The sequence below is a fragment of the Methylopila henanensis genome (assembly GCF_042681025.1).
Taxonomy (GTDB): Bacteria; Pseudomonadota; Alphaproteobacteria; order Rhizobiales; family Methylopilaceae; genus Methylopila; species Methylopila henanensis.
In genome coordinates, this window is the sequence record NZ_JBHUER010000004.1 from 236,843 (window position 1) to 258,912 (window position 22,070).

25 protein-coding genes are annotated in these 22,070 nt (G+C 69.9%); 10 read left to right on the plus strand and 15 right to left on the minus strand.

From position 1 onward, the window contains the following. Nucleotides 1-9: 9 nt before the first annotated feature. The 3 genes from ACFSCV_RS07415 to ACFSCV_RS07425 all read left to right on the plus strand — a co-directional run bounded on the left by ACFSCV_RS07415 (nt 10) and on the right by ACFSCV_RS07425 (nt 2,767). Entirely contained in the window at nt 10-888 is an 879-nt protein-coding gene (locus ACFSCV_RS07415; protein WP_378798476.1) for an aldose 1-epimerase family protein, read from the plus strand. Nucleotides 889-1,045: 157 nt separating this feature from the next. Then, nucleotides 1,046-1,993: a 2-hydroxyacid dehydrogenase gene (locus ACFSCV_RS07420; RefSeq protein ID WP_378798478.1), complete on the plus strand. Its 948-nt coding sequence runs from the start codon at nt 1,046-1,048 to the stop codon at nt 1,991-1,993. A gap of 135 nt (nt 1,994-2,128) precedes the next feature. Continuing rightward, nucleotides 2,129-2,767, plus strand: a complete 639-nt coding sequence (locus ACFSCV_RS07425; RefSeq protein ID WP_378798480.1) for a LysE family transporter — start codon at nt 2,129-2,131, stop codon at nt 2,765-2,767. Nucleotides 2,768-2,774: 7 nt separating this feature from the next. Here the strand turns inward: ACFSCV_RS07425 and ACFSCV_RS07430 are convergent, their stop codons facing one another. The 4 genes from ACFSCV_RS07430 to ACFSCV_RS07445 all read right to left on the minus strand — a co-directional run bounded on the left by ACFSCV_RS07430 (nt 2,775) and on the right by ACFSCV_RS07445 (nt 4,547). Next, nucleotides 2,775-3,029, minus strand: a complete 255-nt coding sequence (locus ACFSCV_RS07430; protein WP_271200303.1) for a hypothetical protein — start codon at nt 3,027-3,029, stop codon at nt 2,775-2,777. Nucleotides 3,030-3,136: 107 nt separating this feature from the next. Further along, entirely contained in the window at nt 3,137-3,616 is a 480-nt protein-coding gene (locus ACFSCV_RS07435) for a TIGR02301 family protein (RefSeq protein WP_378798482.1), read from the minus strand. An 8-nt stretch (nt 3,617-3,624) separates the two neighbouring features. Beyond that, nucleotides 3,625-4,065: an NUDIX hydrolase gene (locus ACFSCV_RS07440; RefSeq protein WP_378798484.1), complete on the minus strand. Its 441-nt coding sequence runs from the start codon at nt 4,063-4,065 to the stop codon at nt 3,625-3,627. Next, on the minus strand, nt 4,062-4,547 hold the full coding sequence (locus tag ACFSCV_RS07445; protein WP_378798486.1) for a hypothetical protein: 486 nt from the start codon (nt 4,545-4,547) through the stop codon (nt 4,062-4,064). Before ACFSCV_RS07445 ends, ACFSCV_RS07440 begins: the two co-directional genes overlap by 4 nt. A 108-nt stretch (nt 4,548-4,655) precedes the next feature. On the opposite strand from ACFSCV_RS07445, the gene ACFSCV_RS07450 reads away from it, so the two are divergent. Continuing rightward, the gene (locus tag ACFSCV_RS07450) at nt 4,656-5,363 is read left to right on the plus strand and encodes an SOS response-associated peptidase (protein WP_378798488.1); all 708 of its coding nucleotides are present in this window, start codon (nt 4,656-4,658) and stop codon (nt 5,361-5,363) included. A 7-nt stretch (nt 5,364-5,370) separates the two neighbouring features. On the opposite strand, the gene ACFSCV_RS07455 is transcribed toward ACFSCV_RS07450, so the two are convergent. Genes ACFSCV_RS07455 through ACFSCV_RS07465 form a run of 3 tightly spaced genes read right to left on the minus strand, consistent with a single transcriptional unit; the run spans nt 5,371 to nt 8,159 of the window. Beyond that, nucleotides 5,371-5,661, minus strand: a complete 291-nt coding sequence (locus ACFSCV_RS07455; protein ID WP_378798490.1) for a hypothetical protein — start codon at nt 5,659-5,661, stop codon at nt 5,371-5,373. Nucleotides 5,662-5,707: 46 nt separating this feature from the next. Beyond that, entirely contained in the window at nt 5,708-7,138 is a 1,431-nt protein-coding gene (locus ACFSCV_RS07460) for an FAD-binding oxidoreductase (RefSeq protein ID WP_378798492.1), read from the minus strand. Nucleotides 7,139-7,172: 34 nt separating this feature from the next. Next, nucleotides 7,173-8,159 carry an L-threonylcarbamoyladenylate synthase gene (locus ACFSCV_RS07465; protein ID WP_378798494.1) on the minus strand — a complete coding sequence of 329 codons (987 nt, stop codon included), beginning with the start codon at nt 8,157-8,159 and terminating at the stop codon, nt 7,173-7,175. A 135-nt stretch (nt 8,160-8,294) separates the two neighbouring features. On the opposite strand from ACFSCV_RS07465, the gene ACFSCV_RS07470 reads away from it, so the two are divergent. Then, the gene (locus tag ACFSCV_RS07470; RefSeq protein WP_378798496.1) at nt 8,295-9,347 is read left to right on the plus strand and encodes an FUSC family protein; all 1,053 of its coding nucleotides are present in this window, start codon (nt 8,295-8,297) and stop codon (nt 9,345-9,347) included. Nucleotides 9,348-9,354: 7 nt separating this feature from the next. Here the strand turns inward: ACFSCV_RS07470 and ACFSCV_RS07475 are convergent, their stop codons facing one another. Further along, nucleotides 9,355-9,654, minus strand: a complete 300-nt coding sequence (locus tag ACFSCV_RS07475; protein ID WP_378798498.1) for an antibiotic biosynthesis monooxygenase family protein — start codon at nt 9,652-9,654, stop codon at nt 9,355-9,357. 357 nt (nt 9,655-10,011) lie between these two features. Beyond that, complete coding sequence (locus ACFSCV_RS07480) at nt 10,012-10,923, minus strand: hypothetical protein (protein WP_378798500.1); 912 nt, start codon at nt 10,921-10,923, stop codon at nt 10,012-10,014. Nucleotides 10,924-11,241: 318 nt separating this feature from the next. Here ACFSCV_RS07480 and ACFSCV_RS07485 point away from each other — a divergent pair, with 318 nt between their 5' ends. After that, nucleotides 11,242-12,486: an MFS transporter gene (locus tag ACFSCV_RS07485; protein ID WP_378798502.1), complete on the plus strand. Its 1,245-nt coding sequence runs from the start codon at nt 11,242-11,244 to the stop codon at nt 12,484-12,486. 14 nt (nt 12,487-12,500) lie between these two features. Here the strand turns inward: ACFSCV_RS07485 and ACFSCV_RS07490 are convergent, their stop codons facing one another. Next, entirely contained in the window at nt 12,501-13,940 is a 1,440-nt protein-coding gene (locus ACFSCV_RS07490) for a UdgX family uracil-DNA binding protein (protein ID WP_378798504.1), read from the minus strand. After that, nucleotides 13,937-15,166, minus strand: a complete 1,230-nt coding sequence (locus tag ACFSCV_RS07495) for a putative DNA modification/repair radical SAM protein (RefSeq protein WP_378798506.1) — start codon at nt 15,164-15,166, stop codon at nt 13,937-13,939. Before ACFSCV_RS07495 ends, ACFSCV_RS07490 begins: the two co-directional genes overlap by 4 nt. 137 nt (nt 15,167-15,303) lie before the next feature. Between ACFSCV_RS07495 and ACFSCV_RS07500 the strand changes: the two genes are divergently transcribed. Then, entirely contained in the window at nt 15,304-15,705 is a 402-nt protein-coding gene (locus ACFSCV_RS07500) for a very short patch repair endonuclease (RefSeq protein WP_378798508.1), read from the plus strand. Between the two features lie 39 nt (nt 15,706-15,744). Here the strand turns inward: ACFSCV_RS07500 and lepA are convergent, their stop codons facing one another. Beyond that, the gene (lepA, locus tag ACFSCV_RS07505) at nt 15,745-17,550 is read right to left on the minus strand and encodes a translation elongation factor 4 (RefSeq protein WP_378798510.1); all 1,806 of its coding nucleotides are present in this window, start codon (nt 17,548-17,550) and stop codon (nt 15,745-15,747) included. A 224-nt stretch (nt 17,551-17,774) separates the two neighbouring features. Here lepA and ACFSCV_RS07510 point away from each other — a divergent pair, with 224 nt between their 5' ends. After that, entirely contained in the window at nt 17,775-18,062 is a 288-nt protein-coding gene (locus ACFSCV_RS07510) for a hypothetical protein (RefSeq protein WP_378798512.1), read from the plus strand. Nucleotides 18,063-18,162: 100 nt separating this feature from the next. Here the strand turns inward: ACFSCV_RS07510 and ACFSCV_RS07515 are convergent, their stop codons facing one another. Both ACFSCV_RS07515 and ACFSCV_RS07520 read right to left on the minus strand, forming a co-directional pair. After that, nucleotides 18,163-19,608 carry an acetamidase/formamidase family protein gene (locus tag ACFSCV_RS07515; RefSeq protein WP_378798514.1) on the minus strand — a complete coding sequence of 482 codons (1,446 nt, stop codon included), beginning with the start codon at nt 19,606-19,608 and terminating at the stop codon, nt 18,163-18,165. Nucleotides 19,609-19,761: 153 nt separating this feature from the next. Then, nucleotides 19,762-20,154 (minus strand): MAPEG family protein, encoded by a 393-nt coding sequence (locus ACFSCV_RS07520; protein WP_378798516.1) that lies wholly within the window; start codon nt 20,152-20,154, stop codon nt 19,762-19,764. 201 nt (nt 20,155-20,355) lie between these two features. Between ACFSCV_RS07520 and ACFSCV_RS07525 the strand changes: the two genes are divergently transcribed. Together ACFSCV_RS07525 and ACFSCV_RS07530 are read left to right on the plus strand one after the other, a co-directional pair. Continuing rightward, the gene (locus tag ACFSCV_RS07525) at nt 20,356-20,613 is read left to right on the plus strand and encodes a hypothetical protein (RefSeq protein ID WP_378798518.1); all 258 of its coding nucleotides are present in this window, start codon (nt 20,356-20,358) and stop codon (nt 20,611-20,613) included. Beyond that, nucleotides 20,610-20,831, plus strand: coding sequence for a hypothetical protein (locus ACFSCV_RS07530; RefSeq protein WP_378798520.1), 222 nt, complete (start codon nt 20,610-20,612; stop codon nt 20,829-20,831). The genes ACFSCV_RS07525 and ACFSCV_RS07530 overlap by 4 nt, the downstream gene beginning before the upstream one ends. Before the next feature lie 583 nt (nt 20,832-21,414). Here the strand turns inward: ACFSCV_RS07530 and ACFSCV_RS07535 are convergent. Further along, the gene (locus tag ACFSCV_RS07535) at nt 21,415-22,053 is read right to left on the minus strand and encodes a TetR/AcrR family transcriptional regulator (protein ID WP_378798522.1); all 639 of its coding nucleotides are present in this window, start codon (nt 22,051-22,053) and stop codon (nt 21,415-21,417) included. Nucleotides 22,054-22,070 lie beyond the last annotated feature (17 nt).

The window sequence follows — 22,070 nt, forward strand, 5'->3', positions numbered from 1 at the left end:
GGGCGGGCTTTGAGCGACGTCCACAGGATCGCGACCGACGCCGTCGAGGTGGTCGTGTCCGCCGCGGGCGCCGAGCTCGCCAGCATCCGGGACGCGGCCGGCGTGGAGCTGCTGTGGCAGGCGGGCCCGGAATGGCCGCGGCGCGCGCCCGTGCTGTTCCCCATCGTCGGCAAGCTGGCCGGCGATACGCTCCGGAGCGGAGGCGCCGCCCGCCGCATGACCCAGCACGGCTTCGCGCGCGACCGGACCTTCGCCTGGATCGAGCGCGCGGCGGACCGCATGACGCTGCGGCTGACCGACGACGCCAAAACCCGCGCCATCTATCCCTTCGGCTTCGTGCTCGACCTCGCCTACGCGGTCGAAGGCGCGACCGTGACGCAGACCGCGCGCGTCTCGAACCCCGGCGAGACCACGCTGCCCTTCTGCGTCGGCGCGCATCCGGCCTTCCGCTGGCCGCTCGTGGACGGAGCCGCCAAGGAGAGCCACGCGCTCATTTTCGAGACGCGCGAGACCGGGACGGCCCGCGCGATCGACGGCGGGCTGCTCGGTCCCGACGCCCCGCTGCCGTTCGACGGCGAGACCCTGCCGTTGAGCCCGGAGCTGTTCGCCGCCGACGCGCTCGTCCTGCCCAATGTGGCGAGCCGCTCCGTGCGCTACGTGGCGCTGGGGGCGGACGGCGCCGCCTTGCGCCAGATCATTGTCGCGTGGCGCGGCTACCGCGATCTCGGCGTGTGGTCGAAGCCGTCCGGCGCTCCGTTTCTGTGCATCGAGCCCTGGCGCGGCATGGCGAGTCCGGTCGGCTGGGACGGCGATTTCGCCGAGAAACCCGGCGTCGTCCTGCTGCCGCCCGGCGAAAGCGCCGAGTTCGCCTGGAGCGTCACGGTCTGAGCGCCGAACTGGCGACCAAGACGACTTTCGTCTAGGAAGTCGGGGCTTCCCGAGAGGCCCGTATGCGTTCGCTGAACCGACCCGATCGTCTCATCTCTGATCCGAACGCCGCCGGCCGCGACTGCGCCGCGCTCGCCCTCGACATCGTGTCCGTCCGTTGAGCCCAGCCCCGATCGCCCTGCTGACACGGCTCGACGCCGCGGCGGAAGAGTCCTGGCTCGCGACGCTGTCGAAGGCGCTGGCCAGCGAGAGCGTCGTCCCGCTCCGCGCGATCGAACCGGAACGCCGGGCTGCGGTGGAGATCGCCATCGTGGCCGATCCCGATCCCGCCGATCTCGCCGGGCTGACGGGCCTGCGCTGGGTGCACAGCCTGTGGGCCGGCGTCGAGCGCCTCGTCGCCGAACTCGGAGCGGGCGCGCCGCCGATCGTGCGGCTGGTCGATCCGGAGATGGCTCGGACCATGGCCGAGGCGGCGCTGGCCTGGACCTATTATCTCCAGCGCGACATGCCGGCCTACGCCGCGCAGCAGCGCCAGGGCGTCTGGCGTCCGCTGGACTATCGTCCGCCGTCGCGCGTCACGGTCGCGCTGCTCGGGCTTGGCGCTCTTGGGCAGGCCGCCGCCGCCCGGCTCGGCGCGGCGGGCTTCGTCGTCCGCGGCTGGAGCCGTTCGCCGAAGGCCCTCGCAGGCGTCGAGACGTTCTCCGGAGAGCGCGGACTGGACGAGTGTCTCGCCGGCGCCGACATCGTCATCTGCCTCATGCCCCTGACGACGGACACCCGAGGCCTGATGAACGCCGAACGGTTCTCGGCGATGAAGCCGGGGGCGGCGCTGGTGAACTTCGCGCGCGGCCCGATCGTCGTCGTGGACGATCTGCTCGCCGCGCTGGATCAGGGGCGGCTGTCGCATGCGGTGCTCGACGTGTTCGAGATCGAGCCGCTGCCGGCGTCATCCCCGCTCTGGGGTCATGACCGCGTCACGGTGCTGCCGCATGTGTCGGGCCCGACCGATCGTGACAGCGCGGCGGCGATCGTCGCCGCGAACGTCCGCGCCTACCGGGAGACGGGCGCGATTCCGGCGGTGGTGGATCTCGTCCGGGGCTATTGACCAGCCGGAAAAGCGCTGTCGGCGCTCGCGTTTGGTTGTTCGTTAGCGGTTCGGCCCCATGTTGCCCTGCATCGGCGCCGCGTTCTAAGACGCCGCATTCGACGGAACGCCTCGCGCCAGAACGGAGACCCCCGCGTGATCGACGAGGTATCGCTGATCGCGACGGGAATCCTGATCGGGATCGGGGTCAACGCTCCCGTCGGGCCGGTCAACGTCATGTGCATACATCGCGCGGTGCGCAACGGCGCTGCGTCCGCGATGGCGGCCGGCGCGGGAGCCTTCGTGGCGGACGTCCTGTTCGCCGGCATGGCCGCCTTCGGCGTGACGGCGATCTCGACCTTCGTCGAGGGGCATCTGGCGGTCATCAAGGTGCTCGGCGGCGCCATCCTGCTCGCCTTCGGCGTGAAGCTGCTTTACGCGCCGCGTTCCAGCGCGGCCGCGCCCGCCAACGACACCCGGCTGTCCCTCTTCAAGGCGGCGTTCACCTCGTTTGCGCTGACGGTGACCAATCCCGCCGTGCTGCTGGGATTCTTCGCCATTTTCGGCGGCCTCGCCGGCATCGGCGAGAAGCCGGGCGACTTCGGCACCGCGGCGCTGCTGACGCTCGGCGTCGCGATCGGAAGCGCGGCTTGGTGGCTCGCCCTGTCCACCGGCGCGAGCCGCCTGCGGGAACGGATCGCCGAACGCTGGCTCAGCCGGATCAACGCGATCTCGGGCGGCGGGCTGGCCCTGTTCGGCCTGATCGTGCTTCTCGGAGTGGCTCTCGGCTACTGAGCCGGGGTCAGTGCGGCAGGCTCGGCAGCGTGTAGCCGCCCGTGCGGATGCGCTCCGGCAGCCGCTCGACGAAGCTCGCGGTCGCCTCCTCGCCGAAGGCCAGCACCAACTCCTTGAGCGCCGCGAACAGCGCGGCGTGCGCGACGCAGTCCGGCGCTATGCCGTCCAGCAGCGCCTCTTCCCAGGCCTCGTCGAGATAGGCGAGAGCGGCGCGCCGGCCGTCGACCGCGTCCTCATGCATCGTCGAATCATCGTGTCCCATCAAGGGTCCTTCCCTGTCCCGGAACGGACACTAGCGGAATCGCGCGCCGCATGCGGTCGATTCTCGAAGAAAGGGTTAATGTCCCGGCGACAGTTTAAGCGAAATTCCTACTGTCCGTACCGCTCGTTGACGTCGGCCACGAGCTGCGAGGTCTCGTCCAGGAAGCGCCTGACCGCCAACTCCGCGGCGGGGGTGCACGCGCGGTAGCTGCGAGCCCAGGCCCTGTAGCTGTCGTTGAAGGCGCCCGCCAGCCGGTCGCGGCGGTCCGGCGCCGGAGCTTCGGCCTCGATCAGCGCCGCCATGCGGTCGCGCCAGGTGTTGGCGTCGGTGGCCGAGCACACCGATCTGAGATGATGCAGCGCCCCGAGCATTTCGGACAGCCGCAGCAACTGCCGCTCATAGGGCGGCGCGGCCTGGGGCTGTTGAGGAGGCGGAGGCGCGGGCTCCGCCTGGGCAGGGCGGGGCGGGGCCTTGCGGTCGGCCGCGGGCTGCGCCGCGGCCGGAACGGCGAGCGCGACCAGGAGGAGAAAGCAGAGCCGCGCCGCCGACATGCCGCCGATTTTCGCCCGCCGACGGAGAGCGCGCAAGCCGGGCCTCACGAAACCAGTCGGGCGGCGCGCGCGACCACTGCCGCGAGCCCGGGCGTCGTGTCCATGGCGGCGAGCCCGTCGGGCGCGACCCAGGCGATCTCGGCGGCTTCGGGTCCGATCTCGCCGTCTCCCGAACGCCAGCGCCCTGCGAAGGCGATCACCGCCACGTGCCGCTCGACGGCGCCGGAGCCGTCGAGCGCGATCACGTCCACGGCGTCCGCGAGTCCCACGATCTCCGCCGTCACGCCGGTTTCCTCCTCGAGCTCGCGCAGGGCGGCGGCCGCCAGCGTCTCGCCGAGTTCGACCATGCCGCCGGGGAGCGACCACAGCCGGTCCGACGGCGGTTTGCCGCGGCGGGCGACCAGCACCTTGCCGTCGCGGAAGCAGGCGATGCTGGCTGCGAGCAGGGGACGCGTGGGGTGAAGGCGGTCGTCGGAGCTGGTCATGCCGGCCCGGCCGCAAGCGCGGCCTCGTAGGTCGCGCCGTGGATCAGCGCGTCGGCGCGGGCGAGCAGCGGCCGGACCTCCGCCGCGCGCGCCGACGCGATCAGGGCGACGGCCGCTTCGTCCGCATCCGCAAGCGCCTCCTGCGCCGCGACGAGGCGGGCGTCGATGGCCGCGACGGTTCTCTCGAACGCCGTCCGAATCGGAAGCGGAGCCGCGGCGTAGGCGGCGATGGCGACGGCCCGGCCGCTGAAGCCCGAACGCTCGAAATGCTCCTGATAGGACGCCGGCGCCCATGCGAGCACGTCCTCGCGCATCTCCGGCATGTCCGCGAGCATGTCGAGCAGCATCACCACTTCGTTGAAATGGTTGAGATAGTCCGTCGCGAGACCCGTGACGGGATCGACGTTCGCGGCCTTGAGCGCGTCCGGCGAAAGCGCGAGCCCTTCGGGCGCGGCGGCGTATGGAAATGGCGCGGCTGTCATGGAAGATGGGCGTCGCGATACGGTCGACGTGGACGGATTGCGATGATCATGGGCATCCGCTTTCGCGGCGGTTAACCTTGGCGCGCAGTGACGTAGGGGAAATTTCGTATGTGTGGTCGCTACGCCCAGACGACGGACGTGAAGGCGCTGGAGGCTCTGCTGGGCGCGGTCGCGGTCGCCGACATCGCGCCGCGCTTCAACATCGCGCCGACGCAGCCTGCGGCCGTGGTGCTGATCGAAGATGGCGAGCGCCGCATCGCGCTGCACCGATGGGGGCTGGTGCCGGGCTATGCGAGCGACGAGCGCTCGACGCCGCTGCTGTTCAACGCGCGCGCCGAAACGCTGGCGCAGAAGCCGGCGTTCCGCTCCGCGCTGCAGCGCCGCCGCTGCCTCGCGCCGGCGGACGGGTGGTACGAGTGGCGGTCGGTCGGCCGCTTCAAGCAGCCCTACCTCGTGCGGCGGCGTGACCGGGCGCCCTTCATGTTCGCGGGGCTTTGGGAAAGCTGGACGAGCCCAGAGGGCGCGCAGCTCCGGTCGATGACCATCGTCACCGTAACCGCGAACCAGGACCTCGCCGCGATCCACGAGCGTATGCCGGCGGTGCTGCCGCCCGAGGCGTGGGACGCCTGGCTCGACACCCGCGTCGACGGGCGCAGCCTCGCCTTGCGCGGTCTGCATCCGGCGCCGGTCGGCGATTTCGAGATGGTCGCGATCGGCGCGCGGGTGAACCAGACGTCCAACGACGATCCGCAGGTTCAGGAGCCGGTCCAGGAGCCCGCCGAGCCGCTGGAGCTGGCGCAGCCGCGCCTGATCTGACGCGCCGTTAGCCCTTGGCGGCGACCCCGGTCCGGTCGCGCCAGCGGATCTTGTAAGCGTCCTCGATCTCGCCGGGGCGGACGCATTCCGCCGGAACGCGCACGGCGTATTCGCGCTTCACCCAGCGGCACGCCGCGTAGCCATGCGCGCCGGCGTAGCAGATCTGCTCCTTGTAGGGCGCGGTGACGATCTGCGCCGGCGCGCAGTCGCCTTCGTGGAGCGAGCCGGCCTTCGCGCCTCCCGTCACGATCAGCTGAAGCACGATCGCGATCATCATACGTCCGGCGAGACGGCTCATCGGGCTACTCCTGTACACAAACGCGCCCGATAGTGGCCTTTCGCCGTTAAGAGCGCGTTTCCGCCAGCACGACTCCCGGATTGAAGACGCCCTTGGGGTCGAGCGCGCGCTTCACGGCCCTCATGAGGTCGAGCTCGACGTCCGACTTGACGTCCTCCAGCAGGCCGCGCTTCAGGCGTCCCACGCCGTGTTCGGCCGCAACCGAGCCGCCATGGGCGGCGACGACCGCATGCACCACGCGGTTCATCGCGTCCCAGCCGGCGAGGTACTGCGCCTTGTCGGCGCCGATCGGCTGCGAGACGTTGAAGTGGATGTTGCCGTCGCCGATGTGCCCGAAGGCGACCACGCGCGCCCCCGGCAGATGGGCCTCGACCGCCGCCGTAGCTTCCTCGATGAAGGCGGCGACGCGGGCGACCGGCGCCGAGACGTCGTGCTTGATCGAGCCGCCTTCGTGCCCCTGCACCTCCGACAGGCCGAGCCGCAGCCGCCAGAACGACGCGCTCTGCTCGCCGGACGCCGCGATCGCCGCGTCGTCGACGACGCCCGCCTCGAACGCCTCCGCGAGGATCGCCTCCAGCGTTTCGCCGAGGCCCATGGCGAGCGGCGAGGACAATTCCAGCAGAATGTACCAGGGGTGAACCGCCTCGAGCGGGTCGCGCGCGCCGGCCATGTGGCGCAGCGTGAAGTCGATGCCGATGCGGGGCATGATCTCGCAGCCGGTGAGCGCCGGACCGGCGTGGTGGCGAGCGATCTGGAACAGGGCGAGAGCCGCCTGGGGCGACGAGAGGCCGACGAAGGCCGTCGCCGTTTCCCGCGGCGCCGGGAACAGCTTGAGCACCGCGGCGGTGACGATCCCGAGCGTGCCTTCGGATCCGATGAAGAGGTGCTTCAGGTCGTAGCCGGTGTTGTCCTTGCGGAGACGCCGCAGGCCGTTCCAGACGCGCCCGTCCGGCAGCACCGCCTCGACGCCGAGCACGAGGTCGCGGGTGTTGCCGTAGGCGAGCACCGCTGTGCCGCCGGCGTTGGTCGCGATGTTGCCGCCGATCGTGCAGGTGCCCTCCGAGCCGAGGCTGAGCGGGAACAGCCGCCCTGCGGCCTCCGCCGCCTCCTGCGCGCGCTGCAGTGTGACGCCGGCTTCGACCACCATCAGATTGCCTTCGGCGTCGACCTCGCGGATGCGGTCGAGCCTGGCGGTGGAGAGCAGGATGGCGCGGCCGCTCTCGTCCGGCGTCTGTCCGCCGACGAGGCCAGTGTTGCCGCCCTGGGGCACCACGATCGTCCCCGTCTCATGCGCAAGCCGGACGATGGCCGCGACCTCGTCGACGCTGCGCGGGGTCAGCACGAAGGCCGCGCGGCCCTGGTAGAGCCCGCGCGGCTCCACGAGCTTCGGCGCGGCGGCTTCGGCGTCGAGCTGGTCGCGTTCCGCCACCAGCGTCCTGAAGCGCGCGGCGATGTCGGGCGGCATGGTCTCGGGCATCGCGTTCTCCTAAGGCTCTCTCGTTTCTTGTTGTCTACGGCGTGGTTCTGGGCGCTGAGGCTCGGACCAGCCGGTCGCGGATAGCTTCACCGAGACCGGTCGACGGGATCGGGGCCACGGCGATCGTAGGCGCGCCGCTCGCGTCGAGGGCGCGCAGCGCCGCGAACAGCCGGGCGGCCGCTTCGGCGAGATCGCCCGACGGGCTGAGGTTCTCGATCGCGGCCGCCTGATCCGCGCCGCCCGGAAGCGGCCCGAAGGCCAGCAGGGCTTCGCCGGGGCCGACGCTTCGGGCGTCGAGCCTGACCGCTGCGTTTGGCGCGTAATGCGACGCCAGCAGGCCGGGCGCGATCGGGCGCTCGTTCTCTTCCACGGTCACAAGCGGTCTTCCGAGCACGGCCTCGATCGCGTCGCGCGCCAGGCCGCCGGGCCGCAGCAGCCGGACCTCCTCGCCGAGGCACGCGACGATGGTGGATTCGACGCCGACGGCGGTCGGCCCGCCGTCGATGACCGCGTCGATCCGGCCGTCGAGGTCGTCCAGAACGTGGGACGCCGTCGTAGGGCTGACGCGGCCCGAAAGATTGGCCGACGGGGCGGCGATCGGCCGGCCGGCGGCGGCGAGCACCGCGCGGGCGAGGGCGTGGTCCGGCACCCGCAGCGCGAGCGACGGCAATCCAGACCGCGCGATGTCGCTGACGGAGCCATCCGGGCTCGTCGGCACCACGATCGTCAGCGGTCCGGGCCAGAACGCCTCCGCCAGCCGCCGCGCGTTGGCGTTGAACAGGCCGAGCTTCAGGGCGTCGTCCGCCGACGCCGCATGTGCGATCAGGGGGTTGAACGACGGGCGTCCCTTGGCGGCGTAAAGCGCCGCGATCGCGAGCCCATCCGTGGCGTCCGCGCCGAGGCCGTAGACGGTCTCGGTCGGAAACGCCACGAGGCGGCCCGCCGCGAGCAGCCTGCCAGCCTCAATGGTCTCGTCCGGACCCAGCCGGCGGGTGGCGCGTTGGTGTTCGGCGTGTGACACAGCTTCTCAACTCGAAAGTCGCTGTGGTTTTGAGCCGAGCGGCGTCGCTCCGCAACCCTCGGCCGCGGTTTCGCCGCCACGATGCGCCCGAGTCCCGTTCGAAGCCGCCCGGCGGCTCCCGCGAAGGCCCCCGTCATGATCCGGCCGCCGTCGATCTTCGCAAGCCGAACCCGCGACATGCGCCTCGCGCTGAAGGTGGCCGTAGCGGCGGGCCTCGCCTTCGTGCTCGCCACTCTGGCCCAACTGCCGCAAGGCTACTGGAGCGTGATCACGGCGGTGCTCGTTGTCCAGGGCAGCGTGGCGGGCACGATCGTCGCCGCGCGGGAGCGGGCGGCCGGCACGGTGGTGGGCGCCCTTTTCGGAGGAGCCGTCGCGCTGCTGCATCCGCAGACGGTGCTCTCCACGTCGCTCGCGCTGTCGCTCAGCGTCGCCGCTCTCGCTTTTCTCGCCGCCGGCCGTCCGGCGCTCAAGGTCGCGCCCGTCACGGCGGCGATCCTCATCGTCGCGACGGCAAGTCCCGGCGGCTCGTTCGATCTCGTTTACGAGCGGATCGCCGAGATTCTGCTGGGCTGCGTGATCGGCATCGCCGTCACCTTCGCGATCTTCCCGACCAAGCTGCACCACGAACTGACCGGCGAGGCCGAGGAGATCGCCCGCGAGATCGCGGGACTGCTCGGCGACCTGATGAACTGGGCGTCGAACCCGAACGACGCCCACAAGCTGCTCGGCGCCCATGACCGCATCCGTCGTCGGCTTTCGGCCTTCGAGCGCGCGGTTCTCGATGCGCGCAAGGCGCCGGGGTCGAGCGCGCTCGGCCAACAGCGCGGCGCTCTGGTGCGGGCGCTCTGGCGCGTCCGCAACGACAGCGCAGCCATCGGGCGGGCCTGCTCGGCGATCGCGAGCGCCGACATGCCCGACGTCAAGGCGGCCGCGGAGGCCGCGCTCGCCGACGCGTCGCAGCGTCTCATGGCGGCGGCGAAGGGGCCGGACGCCGCCGTTCCGCGCCCCGCGCCCGAGATTCGCAGGCGGCTCGACGAGGCGGTCCAGGCGTTGCGGGTCGCTGGCCCCGAAGCGGGGCGCGATCCGGCCCGCGCCATGGCGGCGCTCAGCCTCGCCTATTCGCTTGGCAACCTCGACGGCAACGTCGCCGCGCTGGCCGAACGCCTGAGCGAAGCGCGCGCCGCCTGAGGCGGCGTCAGAAGCCGAGGTCGAGCTTCTCGGTGTGCTCCACGCGCGGCGGTTCGGCGAAATGCGGCCCCACCAGCCGGCGCCACTCCTGAAACTCCTCCGAACCGCGGAACCCGACGGTGTGATCCTCGACCGTCTCCCAGTCCACGATCAGCCGGTAGCGGCTGGGGTTCTCGATCGAGCGCTGGATCTGCATGCCGTGGCAGCCCTTCGAGCGCTTGAACAGCGGCGCGGCTTCCGCCGCCGCGGCCTCGAACGCCGCCTCCGAGCCCGGCTTCACGTCGATCTCCGCGATTTCCCAGATCATCCGACCCTCCTCGATAGCCGATCTAAGGCTTCATAGCGGGCCGTGGGGCGGCGGTCATCATGCGTCGTGAGAGACGTCGTGCTTTCGTCGCAAACCGGAACTTCCGAGTTGAACGGGAGTTGTTTTGACGACACAGGAGACGAGACGCCGATCAGGCCCTCGGATCGAAACGTTATCAGGAGTTCGCGTGATGCATCCTCTTTCTGGAACGCCCATCGCATTTTGGATGACGGCTATGGCGTTTTGGACGGAAGCGCTTCGTCGCTGATATCGCGGCGGAACGACATCATTTCTTGATGCTTTAGTTGAACATGAACGGGCGGGGCGTTTCGACGCCTCGCCCGTTCATGCGTCTGGCTATGACAGCCATATTTCCAGCGTTCCCTTCCGGGGAGCGATCCGGCGGTTCCGGAAGTCCTGCGTCAGCGGCGCGGCGCTCCGACCGGACGCTCCGCGCATCGCGCGTTCGAGCGTCCCGACCGCGATCTGGTCGTCGTCGTAGAAGAAGCGGACCATGTCCTGCCGCACGGCGTGCGGCACGCCGCGGATGCCGGCGACCTCGACGCCGTCGTTCTGCAGGGCGCGCGCGATGGCGTCGGCGCGGGCGCGGGCCGTGGGATCGCCGGCGCGGACATGAATGAACACCCGCACCGGGCCCGTCGCCGCGGTCGCGATTGTTTCGGCGCCCGGCTCCGCGGTCGCGGTTTCCTCCACAGGCGGGGGCGCTCCGGACCGTTCCGGCGTGTCGGACGACGTCATGCCAGTCGCGGGCTCGTCGGCGACGTTCGACCTCTCGCCCGCCGGCGCGTCGCCTCTCGCCGCGGCCTCCGCGCGCTGGTCGTCCTCGTGGTCCTCCAGCGGCGCAGCAAGGTCCGCCACCTGCTTCTCGAGCGTCTTCCGCCGCTCCACGAGCTCGGCGATGCGCTTCTCCTGTTCGGCGATCTGCTCCGCCTGCGCTTCGCGCTCGCGCGACAGCCGCCGGACGTCCTCGTCGAGCTCCGCCCGAGGCGCGGCCGCCTGCGGCGTCGCGGTTTCGGCCGATCCCGCCGCGGTCGGGGCGGGCGCCCAGGCGAACGCGATCCAGCCTCCGACGGCCAGCGCCACGATTCCGGCTCCGAACAAGGCGCGCGCAGGACCGTGTCCGCGCTCGCGCCGACGGCGCTCGCGCTCCACGAACGCGGCGGCGCCGATCGGCCGCGCGGCGCTTCCGCCGCCGGACGCCATGCGCGCGGCGAGCGGATCGACCTTCGGTGCTTCGCTTCCTGCCACGTCTGAACCCTCCGGACCGCCGCGCCCTCGAGCTAAAACGCCCATCGACGCCAAAACAGGCGGACCCCGGCGGCTTTTTTTAGGCTTCCCGACGTTCCACGGGGTCGCCCGGCCTCGCCGGACGGCTGCGATGATCCCGCGACAACATGTCGGACGGCGCAAACGCATGCCAGCGATGCGTCGTGCTGCGTTGCAATAAAGATCGCGGGTGGGATACCGTCTCAATGTGCCCGACGGTTGTCGGGCGCAGCCCTCCTTGGGCGTTTCCTCCCTAGACTTGGGCCGGCGCAAGCCGGCCTTTTTTTCTTGGAGGCGCTTATGGCAAGCCCCAACCATATCTGCGCGGACGCCTTCGTCGAGCCCGGCTCCGGGCGCCCGGCCGAGACCGCCCCTTTCGGCGCTGCAGCAGGCCAGTTCGCGCTTGCGGTCGGAGGATTGGCGCTCGGCACCGGCGAGTTCGCCGCGATGGGCGTGCTGCCCGGCGTGGCGCGCGACGTCGGCGTGTCCATTCCCGCGGCCGGCCACACCATCAGCGCCTATGCGCTCGGCGTCGTGGTCGGGGCGCCCGTCCTTGCGATCCTGTTCGCCCGTACGGCACGGCGCGCGCTGCTGGTCGGCCTGATGCTGCTGTTCGCCCTCGCCAATCTCGCGAGCGCGCTCGCCCCAGGCTATCTGTCGCTCAACGCCGCGCGCTTTCTGTCCGGTCTCCCGCATGGCGCCTATTTCGGCGTGGCCATGCTGGTGGCCGCTTCGCTCGTGCCGCCGAACCGCCGCGCGCAGGCGGCCGGCAACGTCCTGCTCGGCCTGTCGATCGCGAACGTCGTCGGCGTGCCGGCGGCGACCTGGCTTGGACAGGAGTTCGGCTGGCGGGCGACGTTCATCGCGGTCGCGGGCCTTGGGCTTCTGACCGCGGGGCTGGTCCGCGCGTTCATTCCCGCGGTTCCGGCGGCCGCCGGCGCGAGCGCCCGGCGCGAACTCGGCGCGTTCCTCAGGCCGCAGGTCTGGCTGACCCTCGGCGTGGCGGCGATCGGCTTCGGCGGTATGTTCGCGGTCTACAGCTACATTTCTCCGACCCTGACCGAAGTGACCGGCCTCAACGTCGGCGCGGTGCCGTTCATGCTCGGCGTGCTGGGGCTCGGCATGATCGCGGGCAACATCGCGGGCGGCTATTTCGCCGACCGGGCGCTCAAGGCCGCCATACTCGGCGCGCTGGTGTGGAACGGCGCGGTGCTCGCGCTTTTCGTGGTGACGTCGTCCTCGGTGTGGCTCGCGGCCGTCAACCTGTTCCTGATCGGGGCCTGCATCGCGATCGGGCCCGCGCTGCAGACGCGGCTGATGGACGTCGCGGGCGACGCGCAGACGCTCGCGGCGGCGCTCAACCACTCCGCTTTCAACCTCGCCAACGCGCTCGGCGCATGGCTCGGCGGCGTGGCGGTGGCGGCCGGCCTCGGCTGGACCTCGCCGGGATGGGTCGGCGCGCTGCTCGCCGTCGGCGGCCTGGCCATCGCGCTGCTGTCGTTCTGGCTCGAGGCGCGCGAGAAGCGGGCGCTGCGGGCCGCCTGAGCGCCAGCCCGGCCTCACGCCGCGTCCAGATAGGGCAGGGCGCTTCTCAGATCGTCGACGAACCGCGCATATTCCTGCCGTTTGCGGGCCTCGTCCGGCAGGCGCAGCAGGTAGGACGGGTGGACGGTCACCAGCACCTCCGCGCCGTCGGCGCGCCGCAGGACGCGGCCGCGGGCCTCCCCGACCTTCACCGCCTTGCCCAACACCGCGCGCGCGGCGGTCGCGCCCATGGCGACCACCAGCTTCGGACGGATCGTAGAGATCTCCTGATCGAGCCATCGGCTGCAGGCGGCGATCTCGCCCGGCGCCGGCGTCTTGTGCAGCCTGAACTTGCCCCGCGGTTCGAACTTGAAGTGCTTCACCGCATTGGTGACGTAGACCTTGCGTCGCTCGAGGCCCGCCTCGACGGCGGCGCGGTCGAACAGCGCGCCCGCCGGACCGACGAACGGGCGGCCCGCGACGTCCTCCTTGTCGCCGGGCTGCTCGCCGACGACCACCACGGCCGCGTCGGCGGGACCTTCGCCGAACACCGCCTGCGTCGCGGGCTCCCAGAGCGGGCAGGCGCGGCAGCCGTCGACGGCGTCGCGCAGCTGGCCGAGCGCGTCCGTGTCGTGGTCGACGGTCGGGGCGTGGGAAGCCATGAGGCGCTGCCCTTTCTTGGGTTCAGGGGGCGGGGCGTCCACCATCTCCGCCGTCACGCGCGCCGCGGACGCGATCAGGGGACGAATGAGCGAGGCCTCCGGAAGGTTGCGCCAATACTTCTTCGGCATCTCGGCGCGCATGGCGGCGACCTTGAGCCGCGCCGGGTTGAAGATGCTGGCGTAATAGGTGCGCCACACGTCCTCCAGCGCGTCCTCGGCCGGGGCCTCGCTCCGGGACGCGCCGGCCGAGAAGGTCAGCTCCCGACCGTCCCAATGCGCCGAACGCTCCGGCGTGAGGATCGTCCAGCGCATGGCGGCGAAGCGGCGGACGAAGAACGGCGCGGTCGCCTCGACGATGTGATGCTCTGGCTCGAACCACGCCGCGAACCAGGAGCCGTCGTCGGTCGCGACCTCGCGGAAACGCACGAAGGCGGTCATCTTGTGCTTGTCGCGCCGCACGGCCTTCGCGAGCCCGCGCAGGCGCGCCACGTCCGGGTCGGCCTCGTCCTCGATCAGGTCGCGGCGGGCGACAACGCGCGTCAGGAGCCGATAGCCGAGGTCGAACCGGCTCGGGTCCGAATGAAGCAGCGCGGTTTCGGCAAGATCGAGAAACGCGCGGGGCACATGAGCGGAGCCGCTTGCCGGCGCGGCGGCCGGCAAGGGCTCGTCCTGCGCGAACAGGTCGCCGACGCCGTCGTCCGTGTTCCAGACGACCGCCTCCGGCGGCACGTCGGCTGCGAGCAGGCGTCGCGCCGCGGACCGCCAGCCCGCGACGTCCGCGGGTCCGTCTAGCGCGACCCGGCGCGGCGTCACAGCGCCAGCGCCATCTGGCGCGGTCGCGGCGCGAGGCGCTCGCGCAGACCGGCGCCGTCCAGCAAGCTGATCGAGGGACGGTGGTCCGCCAGCGCGATGAAGGGAAGCGCCTTTTCGACCGGCGCCCGCATGCGCCGGAGATCCTCCACCCGCAGCGCGCGGAAGCGGCGGGCGGACAGGATGCGGTCGACCACCGTCTTGCCGAGCCCCGGCACGCGCAGCAGATCCTCGCGGGAGGCGCGCTGCACGTCGAGCGGGAAGCGGTCGCGGCGTCTCAGCGCCCAGGCGAGCTTCGGATCGACGGCGAGGTCGAGCATGCCGCCGGCTTCCGTGATCTCGCCGACGGAGAAGCCGTAGAACCGCATGAGCCAGTCGGCCTGGTACAGCCGATGCTCGCGCATCAGGGGAGGGGCCGCGAGCGGCAGCCGCGCGCTGGCGTCCGGAATGGGGCTGAAGGCCGAATAGTACACCCGCTTCAGGCGGTACGACCCATAGAGGTTCGCGCTCGTTCCGAGGATGGCGCGATCGTCCGACCCGTCGGCCCCTATGATCATCTGCGTGCTCTGGCCCGCGGGCGCGAAGCGAGGCGCGCGCTTGTCCGCCTTCGCCTCTTCGATCCGGCTGCGGAGCCCGCCCATCGAGCGGCGCACGGCGCGCAGGTCCTTCTCGGGTGCGAGCCGCTTCAGGCTGGTCTCGCTCGGAAGCTCCACGTTGATCGACAATCGGTCGGCGTAGAGCCCGGCCTCCGCGATCAGTTCCGGCGACGCGTCCGGGATCGTCTTGAGATGGATGTAGCCGCGGAAGCCATGATCGACCCGGAGCGCCTTCGCGACCCGCACCACCTGCTCCATGGTGTAGTCGGGGCTGCGGATGATCCCTGAAGACAGGAAAAGCCCCTCGATGTAGTTGCGGCGATAGAAGTCGAGCGTCAGCTTCACCGCCTCGTCCACGCTGAAGCGGGCGCGCGCGACATTGCTGCTCGCCCGGTTGACGCAATAGAGGCAGTCGAAGGCGCAGGCGTTGGTGAGCAGGATCTTCAGCAGCGAGATACAGCGGCCGTCCGGCGCGTAGGAGTGGCAGATGCCGGCGCCTTCGGTCGAGCCGAGCCCGCGCGCAGGTTTGCCCGCCGCGCCCGCCGAATGGCGCTTGTCCGTGCCGCTCGACGCGCAGGAGGCGTCGTATTTCGCGGCGTCGGCGAGAATGGCGAGCTTGGCGGCAAGGTTCACGGGAACAGATCTCCGGCGACGTCTCTCTTACCGTATGTTCTTATTTTGTTCTTTTCAACCCGTGACGGGCTCGTCCCGGCGCGGCGTCGCGGATAGGTTGGGAGCGAGTGACCAAGCTGGAGCGAAGGAGGACCGGATTGGCGAGCGTCGAGACGCCGGAGCGCCGGTCGGCCGTCATGCGCGCCGTCAAGGGACGCGACACCGGGCCCGAAATGGCGGTGCGCCGCGCCGCCCACGCGCTCGGCTATCGCTTCCGCCTGCACCGGAAGGACCTTCCCGGCCGTCCCGATCTGGTTTTTCCCTCGCGGAGGAAAGCGATCTTCGTGCACGGCTGCTTTTGGCACGGGCACGATTGCGCCCGCGGGGCGCGGACGCCGAAGACCAACGCCGACTACTGGCGCGCGAAGATCGCCCGCAACATGGCGCGGGACGAGCGGGTGAAGGCGGAGCTTGCGGCGCTCGGCTGGGAGACGCTGACGATCTGGGAGTGCGAACTTAAGCGCGATCTTGCGGATCGCCTCGCCGTCTTCCTTGGCTGACAGCAGGTCCGCGCCTCGGCGCGGGCGTTTTTCCGCGGCTCACTCGTCCATCTTCAGGGCGGCGATGAACGCCTCCTGCGGAATCTCCACGCGGCCGAATTGGCGCAGCTTCTTCTTGCCGGCCTTCTGCTTGTCCAACAGCTTACGCTTGCGGCTGGCGTCGCCGCCGTAGCACTTGGCCGTCACGTCCTTGCGCAGCGCCCGGATGGTCTCGCGGGCGATGATCTTACCGCCGATCGCGGCCTGCACCGGGATGACGAACAGGTGCGGCGGGATCAACTCCTTCAGCTTCTCGCACATGACCCGGCCGCGGGCCTCGGCGCGGGTGCGGTGCACCAGCATGGAGAGCGCGTCCACGGGTTCGGCGTTGACCAGGATCGACATCTTCACGAGGTCGCCGACGCGATAGTCGGTGATGTTGTAGTCGAACGAGGCGTAGCCCTTCGAGATCGACTTCAGCCGGTCGTAGAAGTCGAACACCACTTCGTTCAGCGGCAGGTCGTAGACCACCATGGCGCGCTTGCCGACGTAGGACAGGTCGATCTGCAGGCCGCGCCGGTCCTGGCAGAGCTTCAGCACCGAGCCGAGATAGTCGTCGGGCGTGAGGATCGTCGCCCGGATCCACGGCTCCGCGATCTCCTCGATCTTCATCACGTCCGGCAGGTCGGCCGGGTTGTGCAGCTCGATCTCCTCGCCGTCCGTCAGCCTGATCTTGTAGACGACCGAGGGCGCGGTCGCGATCAGGTCGAGGTTGAACTCGCGCTCCAGCCGTTCCTGGATGATCTCCAGGTGCAGCAGGCCAAGGAAGCCGCAGCGGAAGCCGAAGCCAAGCGCCGCGCTGCTCTCCATCTCGAACGAGAAGCTGGCGTCGTTGAGGCGCAGCTTGCCCATGGCGGCGCGCAGGTCGTCGAAGTCGGCGGCGTCCACCGGAAACAGTCCGCAGAACACCACCGGCTGCGCGGGCCGGAAGCCCGGCAACATCTCTTTGGTCTGGCGCTTGTCCTCGGTGATGGTGTCGCCGACGCGGGTGTCCGCCACCTCCTTGATCGAGCCGGTGAGGAAGCCGATCTCGCCGACCCCGAGGCTCTCGACATCCGTCATCTTCGGCGTGAACACGCCGACCTTGTCCACGTCGTAGACCGCGCCGGTGCCCATCAGGCGGATCTTCATGCCTTTCTTCAGGGTTCCGTCGACGATCCGCACCAGCACGACGACGCCGAGATAGACGTCGTACCAGCTGTCGACCAGCATGGCCTTCAGCGGCGCCTCCCGGTTGCCCTTCGGCGGCGGCAGACGCTTCACGATGGCCTCGAGAACGAGGTCGATGCCGAGGCCGGACTTGGCCGAGATCGGCACCGCGTCGGAGGCGTCGAGGCCGATCACCTCCTCGATCTGCTCCTTCACGCGGTCGGGCTCGGCCGCAGGCAGGTCGATCTTGTTCAGGACGGGCACGATCTCGTGATTGTTGTCGAGCGCCTGATAGACGTTGGCGAGCGTCTGCGCCTCCACGCCCTGGCTCGCGTCGACGACCAGCAGCGAGCCTTCGCAGGCGGCGAGCGAGCGCGACACCTCGTAGGCGAAGTCCACGTGGCCCGGCGTGTCCATCAGATTGAGGATGTAGGTCTTGCCGTCCTGCGCCGGATAGGTCAGGCGCACGGTCTGCGCCTTGATGGTGATGCCGCGCTCCTTCTCGATCTCCATGGAGTCGAGGACCTGCTCCGTCATCTCACGCGCCTGAAGCCCCCCCGTCTGCTGGATCAGGCGGTCGGCGAGTGTCGACTTCCCGTGGTCGATGTGGGCGACGATCGAGAAGTTGCGGATGTTGTCTTGCGGTGCGGAAGCCATGGCCGCGCGGATAGCAGGGACGGGCGGAGTCGGCAAGGAGATCAGGAGGATACGAGCCTGTGGATCACCGCCGTCGCCGGCTTCGCCAACCCTTGTCGTCCTCCTCCTGGTCAGGTCACTTCTCTTTTAGGTTGTACGTGAAACCAGCGGGAAGCATCGTCGTGAGAGATTTTCGATTTTTGGTCCCCCTTTCGATCGCGGCCGCTCTGGGCGGATGCGCCGCGATGACGACGCCCGAAGCCTATTCGGCCTATCGGCAGGGCCTGGTCGGCAGCCCAGCCTTCCGAGCGCAGGAGATGGCGAAGTGCCTCAACGAGCAAAAGCGCCTCACCCCTGAACTCCGTCAAGCGGCGGCGACGCTATTGAATATTCCGGTCGAGAAATTCGCGGATGTCATTTGCGAACGGTCGATAAATGGTATCGTTAGCGGCCGTATAGATTATGAAGCATATAAAAAGATCCAAGCGAAAAAGCTGGACGCTGAGATCGTAAAGGTTTTTCAGGGGCGTTGATCTGTCGGCGGGGCGCCATCGGGACGACGCGTTCCTGAGGCCGCTTGTCGGTCTGTTCTTGGGGAGCGCGGCGGCCGCCGCCGCGCTCCCCGCCCTCCGTTCAGGCGCGGCCGGAGAAGATCGCCTTCTTCACCACGGCGTGGACGCCCCAGTTGCCGTCCACCACCTGCGTCACGCCGAAGTCGACGCCGATCGACATCAGCGACGTCGCCTCGTCCTCGGTCAGCTTCTGCGTGGTCATGAGGAAGTGGCGCATCTTGCGGAAGGCGTCGCGCATGGCGAGGTCGACCGACGACTTGCCGTAGATCGCGGACTGCGCCTCCGCGCCGAGCTCCTTCAGGTAGTTCGCGAACGAGAAGCCGTGGACGAGCCACTCGTCCTTCGTCTCCAGCATCGGGTAGTTCAGCTCCTCGAGCGGCGTGCCGGCAAGATCCGCCTTCTTGTGCAGGACGAGCTGGAACACGCCGGTGAGCGAGCACTCGATCGCCGTGCCGCAGAGCTCGCTGTCGCCCTGGCTCGCATGGGGATCGCCGACCGACAGCAGGCCGCCCTCGACCGCGACCGGATAGTACATCGTCGCGCCCTTGCCGATGCGCCAGTTGTCGATGTTGCCGCCGACATAGTTCGGCGGGATCGTGTCGACGAACTCGACCTCCGCCGGCGCGAGGCCGAGCGTGCCGAAATGCGGACGGATCGGCACCCGCACGCCCTTCAGCACGTCGAAGTTCCGGCTCGTCTTGGCGTGGTCGACCGGCACGCCGGGATAGTCGATGGTCTCGTGGACGACGCCGAAGGGGTCGGTCTGCGGGACCCATTTGAAGTTGTAGACCGCCTGCGCCCAGCTCTTGGCGCCCGCGGCGTCGACCTCGTAGATCGTCACCACCTCGCGCTTTTCGCTCAGCATGTCGTTGTAGTGGTAGCCCCACCAGGCGGCGGCGTTGGAGCCGAAGGCCTTGCCCTTGAACTTGGGGTTGGCTGAGGGGCGGGGGACGCAGTCGAGGATGCGCACCTCCAGCACGTCGCCGGGCTCGGCCCCGCGCACATAGACCGGCCCGGTCATGACGTGCACGCCCTGGCCCTCGCCGGAGCCCTTCTTGTAGACCTTCGGGTCGGTCGGGCCGGCGCCGCGGCGGTCGACGCCCTTCTTGTCCTTGGTCCAGAGAAACACGCTCTCGGCGCCCGGATCGCCCTCGACCATACGCTCGGCGTCGTCGTTGGCGTGGTGGGTCAGCGTCTCGATGGTGACGATGTCGCCCGAGTCCACCTCGACCCGCGGCTTCAGCGACTTCGAGAAATAGCCCCAGTGCACGGTGTCGGCGTTGGCCGGCAGGTAGTGCGACTTCGGGACCGCGGGCGACTTCGCAGCGGTCGCCTGGGCGAGCGCCGGCGTCACCAGCGAGGCGCCCGCCGCGCCGAGGGTCGCGAGCCCGCCGGCGGCGACGAAGGAGCTTTTCAGGAAGCCGCGGCGCTCGTGGTCGAGATCCTCGCGGAAGGCGCGGTAGTGCAGCTCGAATTGTGGGCAGTTCGCGTCGTCGCCGCGGCACATGGCGTGTCGTCCTTGCTCATCCCGCCGGCCCGGAACGCCGGCGGGAAAGACAAGGCAAGGGCGGCGCCACCCCGCCGGCGAAAGCTCTTGTCTGCCAGTCGGTTGGTTGCCCTTGCGCAGCAGCGCCCGCGGCGCGTGCGGCGGCCTTGGCCGTCAGCGCAGCAGCAGGGCGACCGCCGCCGCCGCGATCACGGCGAAGGTCGTCAGGATGCCGCCGCCGCGGCACACGAACTGGAGCGGCGTGTTGGGGGCTGCGAACATGCCGATCGGATGCAGCAGCCGGGCGACGACCAGCGCCAGCAGCAGGGCGCGCGTCAGCCCCGCCGATCCGCCGCCGGCCTCGTAGAGCCCGATCAGCAGCAGCGCGAACGGCACGTACTCCGCAAAATTGCCGTGTGAGCGGATGCGCTTTGAAAGCCCCTTGTGGCCGCCGTCGCCGTGCAGGGTCCGGTCGCCGACCCGGCCCGCGACCACCCAGCCCGACAGCCCGACGAAGATCAGCGCAAGCAGCGCGCCGTAGAAGGCGGTGAGGGCGGGAAAAATCATGCGCGGCGCTCCGGTGCGGTTGGCGGGGGCTCGGTCAGAACCAAGGCGCGCGGCGGTTCGTTCCGCGCCGCGACGGTCGTGGCGCCGACGCCCGCCGCCGGGGCTCGTCCGTCCCGACCGCAGGACATGGAACGACGGCGCCTGGATACCGTTGGTCAAGGCGGCGTGAGTGGTCGCGCCGCGCACCGGAGACGCCGCCTGATGTTCGAGACAATGTGGAAACTCGCGATGCTGACGATCGAATGCCAGCAGGTGATCGGCCTGCGGATGGCGATGGTCGCCCGTGGCGGCGCCGAGGTCGGCGAAGAGATTCAGCTGATGATGTCCGAAAAGACGGCGTCGGCGTTTCGTTGCGGTCCGGCACTGCTCGCCGGCGGATCGTTCGACCGGATGATCGACGACTACCGCGGCGTGGTGCAGGCGAACGCCCTGCGCCTTGCGGCCCCAGTCGCGTCATGAGCACGGCCAGCCAGGATCTCGCCGGGTTCCGCGCCACGCTCGTCGAGCAACGCGTTCGCCATGTCCGACGGTGCGCGAAAGCCGGGCGGTCGGGCGCGACGGCTTCGAACGCGGAACGGCTCACACAGATCCAGAACGCGATCGAGGCGATCGACCGCGCGCTTGCGGACGATCAGGCGCATGGCGAACTGGGCACCATAAACGCCAACGACGATTGAGGTCTTCCGAACGCCGCGCGGCTCCCGCCGGCGGAGCCATTTATGCCGTCATGCCCGCGCCCGCATGTGACGCCAAAAAATCCGGTCCCTCTTGCGGCATGATCGCGTGGCCGCCCGACGCGGCTCCCCCGCGCGGAAACGCGTTCCGCGAGGGCGCGGAAGCGTGTCTCTCGGGGCTTGTGGTCGGGACGGGCTTGGGATCGGACGGATGGAGACGCGGGAACGCCGCAACGTCGATGCTTTGGATTGAGTGAGGGACGCTGCGGCGCCCCGCGCACGGTTTTCTGCAAGTCGAGACGCTCTGGCCACGCCCCGGTCGTAGTGCCGGGGGTTTGACGTGTTGCCGACGGACCATTCGCGATCCGTCCCTCGAACAGGTTCCCGGGACAGGGAAGCCGGTCCCCCCTGGCGCAGGCTCCGCCCCCCTCCCGCGCCGGCGGACGGCCCGCCGACGCCTCCATGGTTGGGAGGAGGCAGGAAAAGAGTGGCTGAGGAGGGGCGAATGTCGAGGATTATATTCCTTGACCGGGTCATCAAGGCGCTGCGCGACCGGAGTGCCCACGCCCGTCAGGCCTGCGATCGCTTAGGTCCGCCGGCCGGGCCACATGTCCAAAAATGTCTCGGCGATCGCCCGCAACTCGCTTTCGCTCGCCCCGCTGCCGGCGGCGACCAGCAGGCCGTCCGTCGCGGCCTTGAGGGTCAGCGCCAGACTGCGCGGTTCGTAGGAGGGGGGAAAGTCGCCATCGCGGGCCGCCTGCTCGATGCGCGCGATCAGCCTGTCGCGCCAGTAGCGGCCGCGTTGGGTGACGAACTCCCGGATGCTTTCGTCCCCTGGCGCGTGGCTGAGCGAGTGGACGATGCCCATGCTGCCCTTGGGATCCGCCGCGCCGGTTTGAAGGGCGATCGTGCCGTGAAGCAGATGTTCGGCGACGCCATGCGCATCGGGCTGGTCCAGCGCCTCAAGCATGTACGCGGTCTTTTCCCGCTCATAGAGATCCATGACCTTCCGGAACAGGTTCTCCTTGTCGCCGAAGGACGCGTACAGCGTGGCGCGGCTGATCCCCATCGCTTCGATCAACGTGCCGACGCTCGATCCCGCATATCCGTGGCGCCAGAACACGCGCATCGCAGCCGCCAAGGCGGCGTCGCTGTCGAACTGACGGGGACGCCCCCGCGCCGCTGAGCCTCCCGTCGTCGCCGGCGTCGCATCCCGTTCGCTCATGACCACACACCCGCCGC

Bases quoted from the DNA above. Each gene is read 5' to 3' on its own strand.
- ACFSCV_RS07450 (WP_378798488.1), top strand. From the start codon at position 4,656: ATGTGTGGTCGCTACGCCCAGACGACGGACGTGAAGGCGCTGGAGGCT.
- ACFSCV_RS07445 (WP_378798486.1), bottom strand. From the start codon at position 4,547: ATGACAGCCGCGCCATTTCCATACGCCGCCGCGCCCGAAGGGCTCGCG.
- ACFSCV_RS07455 (WP_378798490.1), bottom strand. From the start codon at position 5,661: ATGAGCCGTCTCGCCGGACGTATGATGATCGCGATCGTGCTTCAGCTG.
- ACFSCV_RS07530 (WP_378798520.1), top strand. From the start codon at position 20,610: ATGAGCACGGCCAGCCAGGATCTCGCCGGGTTCCGCGCCACGCTCGTC.
- ACFSCV_RS07440 (WP_378798484.1), bottom strand. From the start codon at position 4,065: ATGACCAGCTCCGACGACCGCCTTCACCCCACGCGTCCCCTGCTCGCA.
- ACFSCV_RS07430 (WP_271200303.1), bottom strand. From the start codon at position 3,029: ATGGGACACGATGATTCGACGATGCATGAGGACGCGGTCGACGGCCGG.
- lepA (WP_378798510.1), bottom strand. From the start codon at position 17,550: ATGGCTTCCGCACCGCAAGACAACATCCGCAACTTCTCGATCGTCGCC.
- ACFSCV_RS07475 (WP_378798498.1), bottom strand. From the start codon at position 9,654: ATGATCTGGGAAATCGCGGAGATCGACGTGAAGCCGGGCTCGGAGGCG.
- ACFSCV_RS07510 (WP_378798512.1), top strand. From the start codon at position 17,775: ATGACGACGCCCGAAGCCTATTCGGCCTATCGGCAGGGCCTGGTCGGC.
- ACFSCV_RS07470 (WP_378798496.1), top strand. From the start codon at position 8,295: ATGATCCGGCCGCCGTCGATCTTCGCAAGCCGAACCCGCGACATGCGC.
- ACFSCV_RS07485 (WP_378798502.1), top strand. From the start codon at position 11,242: ATGGCAAGCCCCAACCATATCTGCGCGGACGCCTTCGTCGAGCCCGGC.
- ACFSCV_RS07535 (WP_378798522.1), bottom strand. From the start codon at position 22,053: ATGAGCGAACGGGATGCGACGCCGGCGACGACGGGAGGCTCAGCGGCG.
- ACFSCV_RS07520 (WP_378798516.1), bottom strand. From the start codon at position 20,154: ATGATTTTTCCCGCCCTCACCGCCTTCTACGGCGCGCTGCTTGCGCTG.
- ACFSCV_RS07460 (WP_378798492.1), bottom strand. From the start codon at position 7,138: ATGCCCGAGACCATGCCGCCCGACATCGCCGCGCGCTTCAGGACGCTG.
- ACFSCV_RS07515 (WP_378798514.1), bottom strand. From the start codon at position 19,608: ATGTGCCGCGGCGACGACGCGAACTGCCCACAATTCGAGCTGCACTAC.
- ACFSCV_RS07525 (WP_378798518.1), top strand. From the start codon at position 20,356: ATGTTCGAGACAATGTGGAAACTCGCGATGCTGACGATCGAATGCCAG.